We start from the raw sequence: 13,680 nt of genomic DNA, 5'->3' as shown, positions 1-13,680 counted from the left end.
GGTGTGGCGAGGCGTGCGGAAATGATTCGAACCACAGTATGCATATTTTATATGTATAAAAAAGAGCGCGACCGCACCGCCGGTCGCCATGAACACTTCAGCCTAGTGGTCATGGGCACGGACGCCGTCGAGGATGTGTTGCCGGATTTGTGAAGGTAAAAGCCGCGGACTAGAAGGTTGGGTGGCTAACTAACCATTATGTGACCGACAAGTTGTATACAACTCTATGGACATTTGTCACGAGTATTGAATACAGTGTGCGCATAACAAAAACCAGGGAACCCCCCACCATGAAAACGCCCCATGTTTCACACCCACGGCCCGAGGACGAAAATCTCGGGGTCGGCGCGAATATGGCTTACGGCCTGCAACATGTGCTGACCATGTACGGCGGTATCGTTGCGGTGCCACTGATCATCGGCCAGGCGGCCGGCCTGTCGCCGGCGGACATCGGTTTGCTGATTGCTGCTTCATTGTTTGCGGGGGGGCTGGCGACGCTGCTGCAAACCCTGGGTCTGCCGTTTTTTGGCTGTCAGTTGCCGCTGGTGCAGGGCGTGTCGTTTTCCGGCGTGGCGACCATGGTCGCGATCGTCAGTAGTGGCGGGGAGGGCGGCTTCCAGTCGGTGCTCGGCGCGGTGATTGCGGCGTCCTTGATAGGGCTGTTGATCACCCCGGTGTTCTCGCGCATCACCAAGTTCTTTCCGCCGCTGGTCACCGGCATCGTGATCACCACCATCGGCCTGACGCTGATGCCAGTGGCGGCGCGCTGGGCGATGGGCGGTAACAGTCATGCGCCGGACTTTGGCAGTATGCAGAACATTGGTCTGGCGGCGGTCACGCTGGTACTCGTGTTGCTGCTCAGTAAAGTCGGCAGTGCGACCATTTCCCGTCTGTCGATCCTGTTGGCCATGGTGATCGGCACGGTGTTGGCAGTGTTCCTCGGCATGGCCGATTTCTCAAGCGTCACCACCGGGCCGATGTTCGGCTTCCCGACGCCGTTTCACTTCGGCATGCCGACCTTCCACTTCGCCGCCATTCTGTCGATGTGCATCGTGGTCATGGTGACCCTGGTGGAAACCTCGGCGGACATTCTGGCGGTGGGTGAGATCATCGGCACCAAGGTTGATTCCAAGCGCCTGGGCAATGGCTTGCGCGCCGACATGCTGTCGAGCATGTTTGCGCCGATCTTCGGTTCGTTCACCCAGAGCGCCTTCGCGCAGAACGTCGGTCTGGTGGCAGTGACTGGCATCAAGAGCCGTTACGTGGTGGCCACCGGCGGCCTGTTTCTGGTGATCCTCGGCCTGTTGCCGTTCATGGGCCGAGTCATTGCCGCAGTGCCGACTTCGGTGCTTGGCGGTGCCGGTATCGTGCTGTTCGGTACGGTGGCCGCGAGCGGTATTCGCACCTTGTCGAAGGTGGATTACCGCAACAACGTCAACCTTATCATTGTCGCCACCTCGATTGGTTTCGGCATGATCCCGATTGCCGCGCCGAGTTTCTACGATCAGTTCCCGAGCTGGTTCGCGACGATTTTCCATTCGGGTATCAGTTCGTCGGCGATCATGGCGATCCTGCTCAACCTGGCGTTCAACCACTTCACCGCCGGTAACTCGGATCAGCAATCGGTGTTCGCTGCAGCGGAGGAGCGCACCTTGCGCTACCGCGATCTGGCCGCGCTGCGTGAAGGCGACTACTTCAGCGACGGCAAGCTGCATGATTGCGATGGCAAGGAAGTGCCGGTGATCGAGCTTGACGAACACGACCATGGGCACGGCGCAGCGAAAGTGCAGATCAAAAGCAGCGAACACGTTTGACGGCTGCGACTGAATAGAAAAGGGCCGGTCTGTCATGGACAGATCGGCCCTTTTCATTGGCGCTTTTCGAGCGCCCACAAAAAAGCCCCTGAATCTTTCGATTCAGGGGCTTTGCTATTTGGCTCCACAACCTGGACTCGAACCAGGGACCCAATGATTAACAGTCATTTGCTCTACCAACTGAGCTATTGCGGAATTGGTGCGTATGTTACTGATTTAAAAAGACTAGTCAAGCGCCTGATGCAAAATTTCAGGAATCGTCGGGATGGACGGTGATTTGTCCGTGATTGGCGGTTACCAGAAAAGCCTCAGAGGTCTACCATGACCGCCCGGAAGTGGTCACACGCGCTACCGGCCATTCGCCGCAAAGGTACGCGCCATGCCTCAAAACACTCGCAACACCGAGGTGCTCGCATGAGCACTGCACAGATCAGCTTGCCCAAAGGGATCGGCCCGCACGCGGAAAAACTCTTCGATGCAATCGCCGGGGCCGGTACTGCCGAAGAATTGAACCGCGCCGGCGGCAAGGCCGAAGGGTTCGTCCTCGGGCTGGAAAGCAGCAAGACCATCAAGAGCCAGGTGGCCGAATCGCTGTATGTGATTTACGACGATGCCGCCGCTCAGCGCTCGGCTGAACTGGCTTAACTGCCGAAGGTAATCGTGCCCAGCATCAGCTTGGCATACGCCGCCGTTGCCGCCAGTTGCACCAGCCACAGGGCCAGGCCGCCGAGGAATACCCCGGTGGCGACTTGCAGCACCAGGCTCTTTTCGCGTTTGGCCGAGGCGCGCGGGATGAAATCATCCAGATCGTCACGGTCGGCGCGCAGGTTGTCGTTTTTCATGTGGGTTCTCACAAAATATTCGGATGTTCACAAAACCCTGTAGGAGTGAGCCTGCTCGCGATAGCGGTGTGTCAGGCAAACATACTCATGCTGAAAGAACGCTATCGCGAGCAGGCTCACTCCTACAATTTGAATGGTGTGCAGTCTAGAGGTTGCGGGGCGTTTTCAAAGACAAATAAAAAACGGGAAGCCCAAGGCTTCCCGTTTTTCATCAAGCTGCGAAATCAGATGACCTGAACAATCGCATCCGTCACAGCCTTGATGTTGCTCTGGTTCAACGCCGCCACGCAGATGCGGCCGGTGTCCAGGGCGTAGATGCCGAACTCGTTGCGCAGGCGATGAACCTGTTCAGTGGTCAGGCCCGAGTAGGAGAACATGCCGCGCTGACGACCGACGAAGCTGAAATCACGGTCGGGTGCTTTCTCTGCGAGCAGATCAACCATTTGCGTGCGCATGCCGCGAATACGCAGACGCATTTCCGCCAGTTCGGCTTCCCACTGTGCGCGCAGCTCAGGGCTGTTGAGCACGGCGGCGACGATGCTCGCGCCATGGGTCGGCGGGTTGGAGTAGTTGGTGCGGATCACGCGTTTGACTTGCGACAGCACGCGCGCGCTTTCTTCTTTCGATTCGCTGATGATCGACAGCGCGCCAACGCGCTCGCCGTACAACGAGAACGATTTGGAGAACGAGCTGGAGACGAAGAAGGTCAGACCCGACTCGGCGAACAGGCGCACCGCGGCGGCGTCTTCGTCGATGCCGTCGCCAAAGCCCTGGTAGGCCATGTCGAGGAACGGCACGTGGCCTTTGGCTTTGACCGCTTGCAGTACGTTGTTCCAGTCCGCCGGGCTCAGGTCGACGCCGGTCGGGTTGTGGCAGCAAGCGTGCAGGACAACGATCGAGCCGTTCGGCAGGGCGTTGAGGTCTTCGAGCATGCCGGCACGGTTCACGTCGTGAGTGGCGGCGTCGTAGTAACGGTAGTTCTGTACCGGGAAACCGGCGGTTTCGAACAACGCGCGGTGGTTTTCCCAGCTCGGATCGCTGATCGCCACAACGGCATTCGGCAGCAATTGCTTGAGGAAGTCAGCGCCGATTTTCAGTGCGCCGGTACCGCCGACAGCCTGGGTGGTGATGACGCGGCCAGCATTGATCAGCGGCGAGTCATTGCCAAACAGCAGCTTTTGCACGGCCTGGTCGTAGGCGGCGATGCCGTCGATCGGCAGGTAACCGCGCGAAGCGTGTTGCGCGACGCGAATCGACTCGGCTTCGATCACTGCGCGCAGCAGTGGAATTCGCCCCTCTTCGTTGCAGTACACACCCACGCCCAGGTTGACCTTGGTGGTCCGGGTGTCGGCGTTGAATGCTTCGTTGAGGCCCAGGATTGGATCGCGGGGTGCCATTTCGACAGCGGAGAACAGGCTCATTATTGCGGCGGCTCTGAATGGGATAGGGAGGGACGTGTCGCGCTCCAGCCGGATGCACTAGAGCGGTGCACAAACGGGGAGCTAGTATAGAGGCCATCAGCGCGCAATGGCGACAGGCGAATCGGTTTTTCCGGTAAGTTTTTCCGATTATTTCTTGACCGTTAGTCGATTGCCTTTGTCAGACTCTTTACCCGGATGTAGGACGTTTGCCTTGAAAGCTCAGGCAATCGCCACCACATTACGAACTATCCAGGTTTTTTCTTGCGCGACATAGGTCGTTTGCGGTCGTCCCCGTGGTACTCCGTCTGACCCGGAACGCCGCGATTCCAGAGGTGTGTATGTCGGAATTCCAGCTAGTCACCCGCTTCGAGCCCGCCGGCGATCAGCCGGAAGCGATCCGCCAGATGGTCGAAGGCATCGAGGCCGGGCTGGCGCACCAGACGCTGCTCGGTGTGACCGGCTCGGGCAAGACCTTCAGCATCGCCAACGTTATCGCCCAGGTGCAGCGCCCGACACTGGTGCTGGCGCCGAACAAGACCCTGGCCGCGCAGTTGTACGGCGAATTCAAGGCGTTCTTCCCGAACAATGCCGTTGAGTACTTCGTTTCTTATTACGACTATTACCAGCCGGAAGCCTACGTGCCGTCGTCCGATACCTTCATCGAGAAGGACGCGTCGATCAACGATCACATCGAGCAGATGCGTCTGTCCGCGACCAAAGCGCTGCTGGAGCGCAAGGACGCGATCATCGTTACCACGGTGTCGTGTATCTACGGTCTGGGCAGTCCGGAAACCTATTTGAAGATGGTGCTGCACGTCGATCGCGGCGACAAACTCGATCAGCGCGCGCTGCTACGGCGTCTGGCCGATCTGCAATACACGCGCAACGACATGGATTTTGCCCGCGCGACGTTCCGTGTGCGTGGCGATGTGATCGATATTTTCCCGGCGGAGTCCGATCTGGAGGCGATCCGCATCGAGTTGTTCGATGACGAGGTCGAGAGCATTTCCGCGTTCGACCCGCTCACCGGCGAAGTCATTCGCAAGATGCCGCGTTTCACTTTTTATCCGAAGAGTCACTACGTGACGCCGCGCGAGACCTTGCTCGACGCCATCGAAGGCATCAAGGTCGAACTTCAGGAACGTCTGGAATACCTGCGCAGCAACAACAAATTGGTGGAAGCTCAGCGCCTGGAACAGCGCACCCGCTTTGATCTGGAGATGATTCTCGAGCTGGGTTACTGCAACGGCATCGAAAACTACTCGCGCTACCTGTCCGGGCGCCCGGCCGGTGCCGCGCCGCCAACGCTTTACGATTACCTGCCGGCCGACGCCTTGTTGGTCATCGACGAATCCCACGTCAGCGTGCCGCAGGTCGGCGCGATGTATAAGGGCGACCGCTCGCGTAAAGAAACGCTGGTCGAATACGGCTTCCGTCTACCTTCGGCGCTGGATAACCGGCCGATGCGTTTCGACGAGTGGGAAGGGGTCAGCCCGCAGACCATTTTCGTCTCGGCGACGCCGGGTAATTACGAGGCCGAACACGCCGGTCGCGTGGTCGAGCAAGTGGTGCGTCCGACCGGTCTGGTCGACCCGCAGGTCGAAGTGCGTCCGGCGCTGACCCAGGTTGATGACCTGCTCTCGGAAATCACCAAGCGCGTAGCGGTGGAAGAGCGGGTGCTGGTTACCACGCTGACCAAGCGCATGGCCGAAGACCTCACCGATTACCTCGCCGACCACGGCGTGCGCGTGCGTTATCTGCACTCGGACATCGACACCGTCGAGCGCGTCGAGATCATCCGCGACTTGCGCCTTGGCGTGTTTGACGTGCTGGTCGGCATCAACCTGCTGCGCGAAGGCCTGGACATGCCGGAAGTGTCGCTGGTGGCGATTCTCGATGCTGACAAGGAGGGGTTCCTGCGTTCCGAGCGTTCGCTGATCCAGACCATCGGCCGCGCGGCGCGTAACCTCAATGGCCGGGCCATTCTGTATGCCGATCGCATGACCGGTTCGATGGAACGGGCAATTGGCGAAACCGAACGCCGCCGTGAGAAACAGATCGCTTTCAACCTCGAGCACGGCATCACTCCAAAGGGCGTGATCAAGGACGTCGCCGACATCATGGAAGGCGCCACCGTGCCGGGCTCGCGCAGCAAGAAGCGCAAAGGCATGGCCAAGGCTGCCGAGGAGAACGCCAGGTACGAAGCCGAACTGCGCTCGCCAAGCGAAATCACCAAACGCATCCGCGCGCTGGAAGAAAAGATGTATCAATTGGCGCGCGATCTGGAATTTGAAGCGGCGGCGCAAATGCGCGATGAAATTGCCAAATTGCGCGAGCGGCTTCTCACTGTTTGATGTGGGTCGCCTGGTCGGGCCTCTTCGCGAGCAGGCTCGCTCCCACAGTGGAATAGTGTGACTCACCTATCTCCTGTGGGAGCGAGCCTGCTCGCGAATGGCGGCGACACGGTCTCAATGAGACTCCCCAGCCTTCAGCCCTTGCGGCAACTTCTTGGTCAGCAAAATCGCCAGCATGCTGATCCCCAGCGCAATCCCGACAAAGTGAAACGCATCGTTGTAGGCCATGATCGCGGCCTGCTGATGGACGATCTCACTCAGCTTGCCCAGCGCTGCCGTGTCACTGCCAAAGCGATCGGTCATCGACGCGAGCCGCTCGGCCACCTGCGGATTGGTCGGCACCACCGCCTCACGTAAATAGTCGAAGTAAGTCTTGGTTCGTGCATCCAGCAACGTTGCCAGCAACGCAATGCCGATCGCGCCGCCCAGGTTGCGCAGGATGTTGAACAGGCTTGACGCCGAACCTGCGTCCTGCGGCTGTATATAAGCGGTGGCGATCAGCGAAATGGTGACCATGATCAGCGGCTGGCCGAGGGCGCGGATGATCTGGATCTGATTGAACTGCGGCCCGGCGAAATCCGGATTCAGCACGCCTGACGAGAAACTCGCCAGCCCGAACAAACCGAAGCCCAGCGTGCACAACCATTTCGGCGAGATGAACTTCATCAGTTTCGGCACCAGCGGAATCAGGAACAGCTGCGGCACGCCCATCCACATGATCACTTCGCCGATCTGCAGGGCGTTGTAATTCTGAATCTGCGCCAGGTACAGCGGCAGCAGATAGATCGAGCCATACAAACCGACGCCCATGCCGAGGCTGGAAATGCTCGACAAGCCGAAATTGCGATTACGCAGAATGCCAAGGTTGATCAGCGGATTGGGTTTGGAAATCTGCACGATGACAAAGGTGATCAAGCTCAGCAGGGCGATGCTGCCCAGCGTGACAATCAGGCTCGACTCCAGCCAGTCCTTGCGATGACCTTCTTCGAGAAACACCTGCAAACACCCCAGGCCAATCCCCAATGTGAGAATGCCGGTGTAGTCGGTGCTTTTCAGCAATTCCCAATGCGCGGCTTTTTTCTCCAGGCCATACAGCAGCCCGGCGATCATGATCAGCCCCGGCGGGATGTTGATATAGAAGATGTATTCCCAGCCCCAGTTTTCGGTTAGCCAGCCGCCCAGCGTCGGCCCGATGGACGGGGCGAAGGTGGCGGTCATGGCGAACATTGCCATGCCTTTGGCACGGTGATGTTCGGGGAGCTTGATCAGGGTCAGGGTGAACGCCAGCGGGATCAGCGCGCCGCCGGTAAAGCCTTGCATCGCACGAAAGACGATCATGCTTTCCAGGCTCCAGGCCATCGAGCACAGCAGCGATGAAACCAGAAAGCCCAGCGACACCCAGACCGCCAGACGCCGCGCCGAGAGTAGCTGCACCAGCCACGCGGTCAGCGGAATCATGATGATTTCCGCGACCAGATACGACGTTGAAATCCACGAACCTTCTTCCAGCGTCGCCGACAGGGCGCCCTGAATATCCTTTAGCGACGAGTTGGTGATCTGAATGTCGAGCACCGCCATGAAGGCGCCGAGCATCACACTCATCACCGCAATCCAGTCGCGCCGGGTCGGTTCGCCGACCGGGCGGATCAGCGCATCACCGGCCATTGTCCGGGGCGTCTTTGATGTTCACGGTAGCGGTGACGGACATTCCCGGACGGATTTTGCCATGCAATGGATTGTCGGTCTGGAAGGTCAGTTTCACCGGGATTCGCTGCACGACTTTGGTGAAATTGCCGGTGGCGTTGTCCGGTGGCAACAGGCTGAACTGCGCGCCGGACGCGGCGAACAGGCTTTCGACACGCGCCTCGATCGGCGTGTCGCCGTACGCGTCGAACACCAGTTCGGCTGTTTGCCCCGGCTGCATATGGCCGATCTGGGTTTCCTTGAAGTTGGCCTGCACCCAGATGTCTTCGTCCGGGACGATCGACAGCAGATAGGCGCCGGCCTGCACCACCTGCCCATTGCGCGCGGCGCGCTGACCGACGAGGCCGCTGATCGGCGCATGGATTTCGCTGCGGGTCAGGTTGAGTTCGGCCTGGGCGAGGTCGGCGCGGGCGTTGGCGATCTGCGCGTCGAGGCGTTTGATTTCTGCATTCAGCGCGTTGACCTGCTGGCGCTGACTCTGCGCATCGGCCTGCGCCTTGGCCACCTGCGAGCGTGCGATGTGCGCATCGGCGGAAAGCGTGGTCACGCGTTCTTCGGAGACGTAACCGGGTTTGCGCAGCGCCTGCACGCGGGACAAATCGATCTGCGAACGGCCCAGTGTCGCTTGGGTGGTTGCCACTTGCGCGTCGCTGGCGGCAATCAGGCTCGCTTGCTGGGTCAGTTTGCTTTGCGCTTGCAGGCGCTCGGCTTCGCGGGTGGCGAGGGCGGCGTTGGCGCGATCGACCGCGAGGCGAAAATCATTCGGCTCGAGGCGCACCAGCAACTGGCCTTTTTCGACGTGCTGGTTGTCTTGCACCAGCACTTCATCGATGCGCGCGCCCAACTGGCTCGAGACGCGGGTGATCTCGCCCTGGACATAGGCATTGTCGGTGCTTTCATAAAAGCGTCCCTTGAAGAACCAATGGCCAAAAAAACCCCCGGCGATCAGCGCGACGAGCAAAAGAAGCAGTAACAGGCGACGCTTGAGTTGGGCAGGCATGGGCAAACTGTAGTCGAGGAATTGTAAGGAAAGTTATCAGCAGGCGAATCTGGCATACAGCCGATAGGCGGTAAATGGCCTTCGCTGATATTCGCCCATTCACTGCGGCTAAGCGGCGTTTCAGGCGCAAACTTGGCTTAAATGCCCTGCCTGCTGGAGCCGGGCGGGTGTCGCCTGTTACCATTCGCCGCTTGATTGTTCTGCTTTTCATTCTTTTCGAGACATGCCATGACCACCGTCCGCACTCGCATCGCGCCATCGCCTACCGGGGATCCCCACGTAGGTACCGCTTACATCGCATTGTTCAACTACTGCTTTGCCAAGCAGCATGGCGGTGAGTTCATCCTGCGCATCGAAGACACCGACCAGTTGCGTTCGACCCGCGAGTCCGAACAGCAGATCTTCGACGCCCTGCGCTGGCTGGGCATCGACTGGAGCGAAGGCCCGGACGTCGGCGGCCCGCACGGCCCGTACCGGCAGAGCGAGCGCGGCGACATCTATCAGAAGTATTGCCAGCAACTGGTCGACATGGGCCATGCCTTCCCGTGCTTCTGCACCGCTGAAGAACTCGACCAGATGCGCGCCGAACAAATGGCCCGCGGCGAAACCCCGCGCTATGACGGCCGCGCACTGCTGCTGTCGAAGGAAGAAGTCGCGGCGCGCCTGGCCGCTGGCGAACCTCACGTGATCCGCATGAAGGTCCCGAGCGAAGGCGTTTGCGTGGTGCCGGACATGCTGCGTGGCGACGTCGAGATCCCGTGGGACCGCATGGACATGCAAGTGCTGATGAAGACCGACGGCCTGCCGACGTACTTCCTTGCCAACGTGGTCGACGATCACCTGATGGGTATCACCCATGTGCTGCGCGGTGAAGAATGGCTGCCGTCGGCGCCGAAACTGATCCTGCTTTACGAGTACTTCGGCTGGGAACAGCCAGAGCTGTGCTACATGCCGCTGCTGCGTAACCCGGACAAGAGCAAGCTGTCCAAGCGCAAGAACCCGACTTCGGTGACGTTCTACGAGCGCATGGGGTTCATGCCCGAGGCGATGCTCAACTACCTGGGTCGCATGGGCTGGTCGATGCCGGACGAGCGTGAAAAGTTCTCGCTGCAGGAAATGGTCGATAACTTCGACCTCAAGCGCGTATCCCTCGGCGGGCCGATTTTCGACATCGAGAAACTGTCGTGGCTCAACGGCCAGTGGCTGCGCGATCTGCCGGTGGAGGAATTTGCCGCGCGCGTGCAGAAGTGGGCGTTCAATTCCGAATACATGATGAAAATCGCGCCGCACGTTCAGGGCCGCGTCGAGACCTTCAGTCAGGTGGCACCATTGGCCGGGTTCTTCTTTGCCGGTGGGGTCAATCCGGACGCCAAACTGTTCGAGTCGAAAAAACTCTCCGGCGATCAGGTGCGTCAGTTGATGCAGTTGATCCTGTGGAAACTGGAAAGCCTGCGTCAGTGGGAAAAGGACAGCATCACCGCGACGATTCAGGCAGTGGTCGAATCCCTTGAGCTGAAGCTGCGCGATGCGATGCCGCTGATGTTTGCGGCGATCACCGGCCAGGCCAGTTCGGTGTCGGTGCTCGATGCGATGGAAATTCTCGGGCCGGACCTGACCCGTTTCCGTCTGCGCCAGGCGATCGACCTGCTGGGCGGCGTGTCGAAGAAAGAAAACAAGGAGTGGGAAAAGCTGCTGGGCGCCATTGCTTAAGCAGGTCTGACCCAGTGTGATGGCAGCCGAAGGGCGCGATCTTTTGATCCGGCCTTCGGCGCTTCTGCCTGATTTACGGGGGGAGGGCGGTAAGTGATTGTTATCCCGACGAAAAATTTTGAAATTTTTCAAAAATAAGTTTGACAGGGTTTCGATACGCCCTTAAGATTCGCCCCGTCCTCAGCGATGACATCAACGATGAGGGGCTATAGCTCAGCTGGGAGAGCGCTTGCATGGCATGCAAGAGGTCGACGGTTCGATCCCGTCTAGCTCCACCAATTTACACTTCAAGGCCTGGCCACACCGGCCTTGAAGCGATCAACACTCAGCGTTGATCAGTTGTATAGAAGGGTTTGCGTCCCCTTCGTCTAGTGGCCTAGGACACCGCCCTTTCACGGCGGTAACAGGGGTTCGAGTCCCCTAGGGGACGCCAGTTTTACAGAAGTGCTGTTGCAAAACGTCACTCCGCCGCGAGGCGAAAAATCCGGGGCTATAGCTCAGCTGGGAGAGCGCCTGCATGGCATGCAGGAGGTCAGCGGTTCGATCCCGCTTAGCTCCACCAATTTTACAGTTCAAGGTCTGGCCACACCGGCCTTGAATCGATCAGCACTCAGCACTGATCAGTTGTATAGAAGGGTTTGTGTCCCCTTCGTCTAGTGGCCTAGGACACCGCCCTTTCACGGCGGTAACAGGGGTTCGAGTCCCCTAGGGGACGCCACGATTACCCGCTCTGCGGGATTTTATAAGGGTCATTCAATTATTGAATGGCCCTTTTGTTTGTCTGGCGTTTGGCCAACTCTCCTTTTTCCTTACACTGTGCTTCAGACCAGCGGTCATATCCTTGACTTGCGGAATATTATTATGCGAATAATATTCTAGTCGTAATATTCGGAGGCAACGATGAACGATAAAAAAGCTCAAACCCGCGAACGCATCCTCAAGGCTGCCAGCGCCGCACTGATCCAGCGCGGCCCGGCAGACCCCAGCGTGGGCGAAGTAATGGGCGCGGCCGGCCTGACCGTCGGCGGCTTCTACGCGCACTTCGAAAGCAAGGACGCGATGATGCTCGAGGCGTTCAAGCAATTGCTGGGGCGGCGTCGTGACCTGATTGCCGACATGGATGCCGAACTGACCGGCGAAGAGCGTCGCGCTTTGGTTGCCGCGTTTTATCTGTCGCGCAAACACCGTGATTCCAGCGAGGCGGCGTGTCCGATTCCCGCTTCGATCGGTGAGCTGGGTCGTTTGCCGGAGTCGTTCCGCCTGGCGCTGAACGAGCATTTGGAGCTGATGGTCGCGCAACTGGCGGCCAGCCCCGAAGACACCGACAAGGCCTTGGCTGACGTGGCGTTGATGGTGGGTGGCCTGGCGCTGGCACGTGCGCTCGGCCCTGGAGATTTATCCGATCGATTGCTGCGCGCCGCCAAGTCGGCGGTGCGTTGACCTGAAGGCATCCTGCCTGAGGAGAGAGCGATGAACGCGTTGAAGTGGGTTCGTGGCGTTAACGGCACCTTGGGCTGGATTGCACCGAAACGGGTGGCGAGCAAAATGCGTCTGGTGTTCATGACACCGCGCGCGCTGCCCCTGCGTGACTGGGAACTGCCGATGCTGGCCAGTGCTGAGCGCATTACCTTGCGCTTCGGCCTCTCCGCATTGCGCTGGGGTCAAGGCCCGGCCGTGCTGCTGATGCATGGTTGGGAAGGGCGGCCAACCCAGTTCGCCGCGTTGATCACGGCGCTGGTCGATGCCGGTTACACCGTCGTTGCTCTGGACGGCCCGGCCCATGGCCGTTCGCCGGGGCGCGAAGCCAATGTGGTGTTGTTTGCCCGGGCCATGCTCGAAGCAGCGGCAGAGTTGCCGCCGCTGCAAGCCGTCATCGGCCATTCCATGGGCGGCGCCAGCGCGATGCTCGCGGTGCAAATGGGCTTGCGCACCGAAACCCTCGTCAGCATCGCCGCGCCGGCACGCATTCTCGGCGTGCTGCGCGGTTTTGCGCGTATGGTCGGCATGCCGCCGCGCGCGCGCTCGGCATTCATTCGCCAAGTCGAACAGGACGTCGGCATGCGCGCTGCCACTCTTGATGTAGCGCGCTATCAACTGGATATGCCCGGCCTTATCGTGCACGCCGAGGACGACAATTTTGTCTCGGTAAAAGAATCGCAGTTGATCCACGAAGCCTGGTTTGACAGCCGTCTGCTGCGCCTGGAAAGCGGCGGGCATCAGCGCGTGCTGGCCGACCCTCGGGTGATTGATGGCGTGTTATCACTGCTGGCCGGTCGCAGCCTTCAGGCGCGCCAATCGGCGTAGGCATCCGTTACACTGCCCCGGTTCAATACATCGACCGGGAGTGGGGCATGGGTTGGGATCGGGCAACGCCGTTTATCATTGATCTGCAAGTAGGTGCCGAGGATATCGACGGACTGGGGCACGCCAACAATGCGGTTTACGTGACCTGGCTGGAGCGCTGCGCCTGGCGCCACTCACAGCGCCTGGGTCTGGATCTGGTCGAATACCGGCGACTGGATCGTGCGATGGCTGTGGTGCGTCACGAAATCGATTATCTCGCCGCTGCCTACGAAGGCGACGAACTGCAGTTGGCGACGTGGATCGTCGATTGGGACCAGCGCCTGAAAATGACCCGGCATTTCCAGCTCAAGCGCCCGAGCGACAATGCCACGCTGTTGCGCGCACAGACCACGTTTGTCTGCATCGAATTGTCGACGGGCAAGCCAAAGCGCATGCCGGCCGAGTTCATCGAAGGCTATGGCCCGGCGATTCAACTCCCGGCAACAACTCAAATTTGAACCTGTGGGAGCGAGCCTGCTCGCGAAGGCGCCG

The 13,680-nt window shown here is 59.6% G+C and carries 11 protein-coding genes and 5 tRNA genes; 11 read left to right on the top strand and 5 right to left on the bottom strand.

Features of this window, described 5'->3' with window-relative positions:
* Nucleotides 1-290: 290 nt before the first annotated feature.
* Entirely contained in the window at nt 291-1,814 is a 1,524-nt protein-coding gene (locus tag V6F91_RS00500; protein WP_332761528.1) for a nucleobase:cation symporter-2 family protein, read from the top strand.
* Nucleotides 1,815-1,933: 119 nt separating this feature from the next.
* Here V6F91_RS00500 and V6F91_RS00495 read toward each other — a convergent pair.
* Nucleotides 1,934-2,009 (bottom strand) — tRNA-Asn (locus tag V6F91_RS00495).
* A 219-nt stretch (nt 2,010-2,228) separates the two neighbouring features.
* Here V6F91_RS00495 and V6F91_RS00490 point away from each other — a divergent pair.
* Nucleotides 2,229-2,459 carry a hypothetical protein gene (locus tag V6F91_RS00490; RefSeq protein ID WP_332761526.1) on the top strand — a complete coding sequence of 77 codons (231 nt, stop codon included), beginning with the start codon at nt 2,229-2,231 and terminating at the stop codon, nt 2,457-2,459.
* Here V6F91_RS00490 and V6F91_RS00485 read toward each other — a convergent pair.
* A complete protein-coding gene (locus V6F91_RS00485; protein WP_090282632.1) occupies nt 2,456-2,656 on the bottom strand; it encodes a hypothetical protein in 201 nt (66 codons plus the stop codon). The two genes, V6F91_RS00490 and V6F91_RS00485, sit on opposite strands and share 4 nt — an antisense overlap.
* 224 nt (nt 2,657-2,880) lie before the next feature.
* Nucleotides 2,881-4,077 (bottom strand): amino acid aminotransferase, encoded by a 1,197-nt coding sequence (locus V6F91_RS00480; protein WP_332761524.1) that lies wholly within the window; start codon nt 4,075-4,077, stop codon nt 2,881-2,883.
* 338 nt (nt 4,078-4,415) lie between these two features.
* Between V6F91_RS00480 and uvrB the strand changes: the two genes are divergently transcribed.
* Nucleotides 4,416-6,431: an excinuclease ABC subunit UvrB gene (gene uvrB, locus V6F91_RS00475; RefSeq protein ID WP_332761522.1), complete on the top strand. Its 2,016-nt coding sequence runs from the start codon at nt 4,416-4,418 to the stop codon at nt 6,429-6,431.
* A 114-nt stretch (nt 6,432-6,545) separates the two neighbouring features.
* Here uvrB and V6F91_RS00470 read toward each other — a convergent pair whose 3' ends face one another.
* Both V6F91_RS00470 and V6F91_RS00465 read right to left on the bottom strand, forming a co-directional pair.
* A complete protein-coding gene (locus tag V6F91_RS00470) occupies nt 6,546-8,036 on the bottom strand; it encodes an MDR family MFS transporter (RefSeq protein ID WP_332762835.1) in 1,491 nt (496 codons plus the stop codon).
* Nucleotides 8,037-8,085: 49 nt separating this feature from the next.
* Nucleotides 8,086-9,135, bottom strand: a complete 1,050-nt coding sequence (locus V6F91_RS00465; protein ID WP_332761521.1) for an HlyD family secretion protein — start codon at nt 9,133-9,135, stop codon at nt 8,086-8,088.
* A 228-nt stretch (nt 9,136-9,363) separates the two neighbouring features.
* Here V6F91_RS00465 and gltX point away from each other — a divergent pair, with 228 nt between their 5' ends.
* From gltX to V6F91_RS00425, 8 genes are all read left to right on the top strand, one after another.
* On the top strand, nt 9,364-10,845 hold the full coding sequence (gltX, locus tag V6F91_RS00460; RefSeq protein WP_016773920.1) for a glutamate--tRNA ligase: 1,482 nt from the start codon (nt 9,364-9,366) through the stop codon (nt 10,843-10,845).
* 202 nt (nt 10,846-11,047) lie between these two features.
* Nucleotides 11,048-11,123: transfer RNA gene (locus tag V6F91_RS00455), tRNA-Ala, on the top strand.
* Between the two features lie 79 nt (nt 11,124-11,202).
* Nucleotides 11,203-11,278, top strand: a tRNA-Glu gene (locus V6F91_RS00450).
* 53 nt (nt 11,279-11,331) lie between these two features.
* Nucleotides 11,332-11,407, top strand: a tRNA-Ala gene (locus V6F91_RS00445).
* 80 nt (nt 11,408-11,487) lie between these two features.
* Nucleotides 11,488-11,563 (top strand) — tRNA-Glu (locus V6F91_RS00440).
* A 182-nt stretch (nt 11,564-11,745) separates the two neighbouring features.
* Nucleotides 11,746-12,285 (top strand): TetR/AcrR family transcriptional regulator, encoded by a 540-nt coding sequence (locus V6F91_RS00435; RefSeq protein ID WP_093102857.1) that lies wholly within the window; start codon nt 11,746-11,748, stop codon nt 12,283-12,285.
* Between the two features lie 30 nt (nt 12,286-12,315).
* Entirely contained in the window at nt 12,316-13,149 is an 834-nt protein-coding gene (locus V6F91_RS00430) for an alpha/beta fold hydrolase (RefSeq protein WP_332761518.1), read from the top strand.
* Between the two features lie 47 nt (nt 13,150-13,196).
* Entirely contained in the window at nt 13,197-13,646 is a 450-nt protein-coding gene (locus V6F91_RS00425) for a thioesterase family protein (protein ID WP_332761517.1), read from the top strand.
* The last annotated feature ends 34 nt before the right edge of the window (nt 13,647-13,680 follow it).

The sequence above is a fragment of the Pseudomonas koreensis genome (assembly GCF_036668835.1).
Taxonomy (GTDB): Bacteria; Pseudomonadota; Gammaproteobacteria; order Pseudomonadales; family Pseudomonadaceae; genus Aquipseudomonas; species Aquipseudomonas koreensis_I.
Note: the sequence above shows the minus strand (reverse complement) of the source record. Positions and strands in the feature narration are given on the sequence as shown.

What these genes read in the sequence shown, in the direction of transcription:
- V6F91_RS00500 (WP_332761528.1), top strand. Translation starts at nt 291, where the DNA reads ATGAAAACGCCCCATGTTTCACACCCACGGCCCGAGGACGAAAATCTC.
- V6F91_RS00490 (WP_332761526.1), top strand. Translation starts at nt 2,229, where the DNA reads ATGAGCACTGCACAGATCAGCTTGCCCAAAGGGATCGGCCCGCACGCG.
- V6F91_RS00485 (WP_090282632.1), bottom strand. Translation starts at nt 2,656, where the DNA reads ATGAAAAACGACAACCTGCGCGCCGACCGTGACGATCTGGATGATTTC.
- V6F91_RS00480 (WP_332761524.1), bottom strand. Translation starts at nt 4,077, where the DNA reads ATGAGCCTGTTCTCCGCTGTCGAAATGGCACCCCGCGATCCAATCCTG.
- uvrB (WP_332761522.1), top strand. Translation starts at nt 4,416, where the DNA reads ATGTCGGAATTCCAGCTAGTCACCCGCTTCGAGCCCGCCGGCGATCAG.
- V6F91_RS00465 (WP_332761521.1), bottom strand. Translation starts at nt 9,135, where the DNA reads ATGCCTGCCCAACTCAAGCGTCGCCTGTTACTGCTTCTTTTGCTCGTC.
- gltX (WP_016773920.1), top strand. Translation starts at nt 9,364, where the DNA reads ATGACCACCGTCCGCACTCGCATCGCGCCATCGCCTACCGGGGATCCC.
- V6F91_RS00435 (WP_093102857.1), top strand. Translation starts at nt 11,746, where the DNA reads ATGAACGATAAAAAAGCTCAAACCCGCGAACGCATCCTCAAGGCTGCC.
- V6F91_RS00430 (WP_332761518.1), top strand. Translation starts at nt 12,316, where the DNA reads ATGAACGCGTTGAAGTGGGTTCGTGGCGTTAACGGCACCTTGGGCTGG.
- V6F91_RS00425 (WP_332761517.1), top strand. Translation starts at nt 13,197, where the DNA reads ATGGGTTGGGATCGGGCAACGCCGTTTATCATTGATCTGCAAGTAGGT.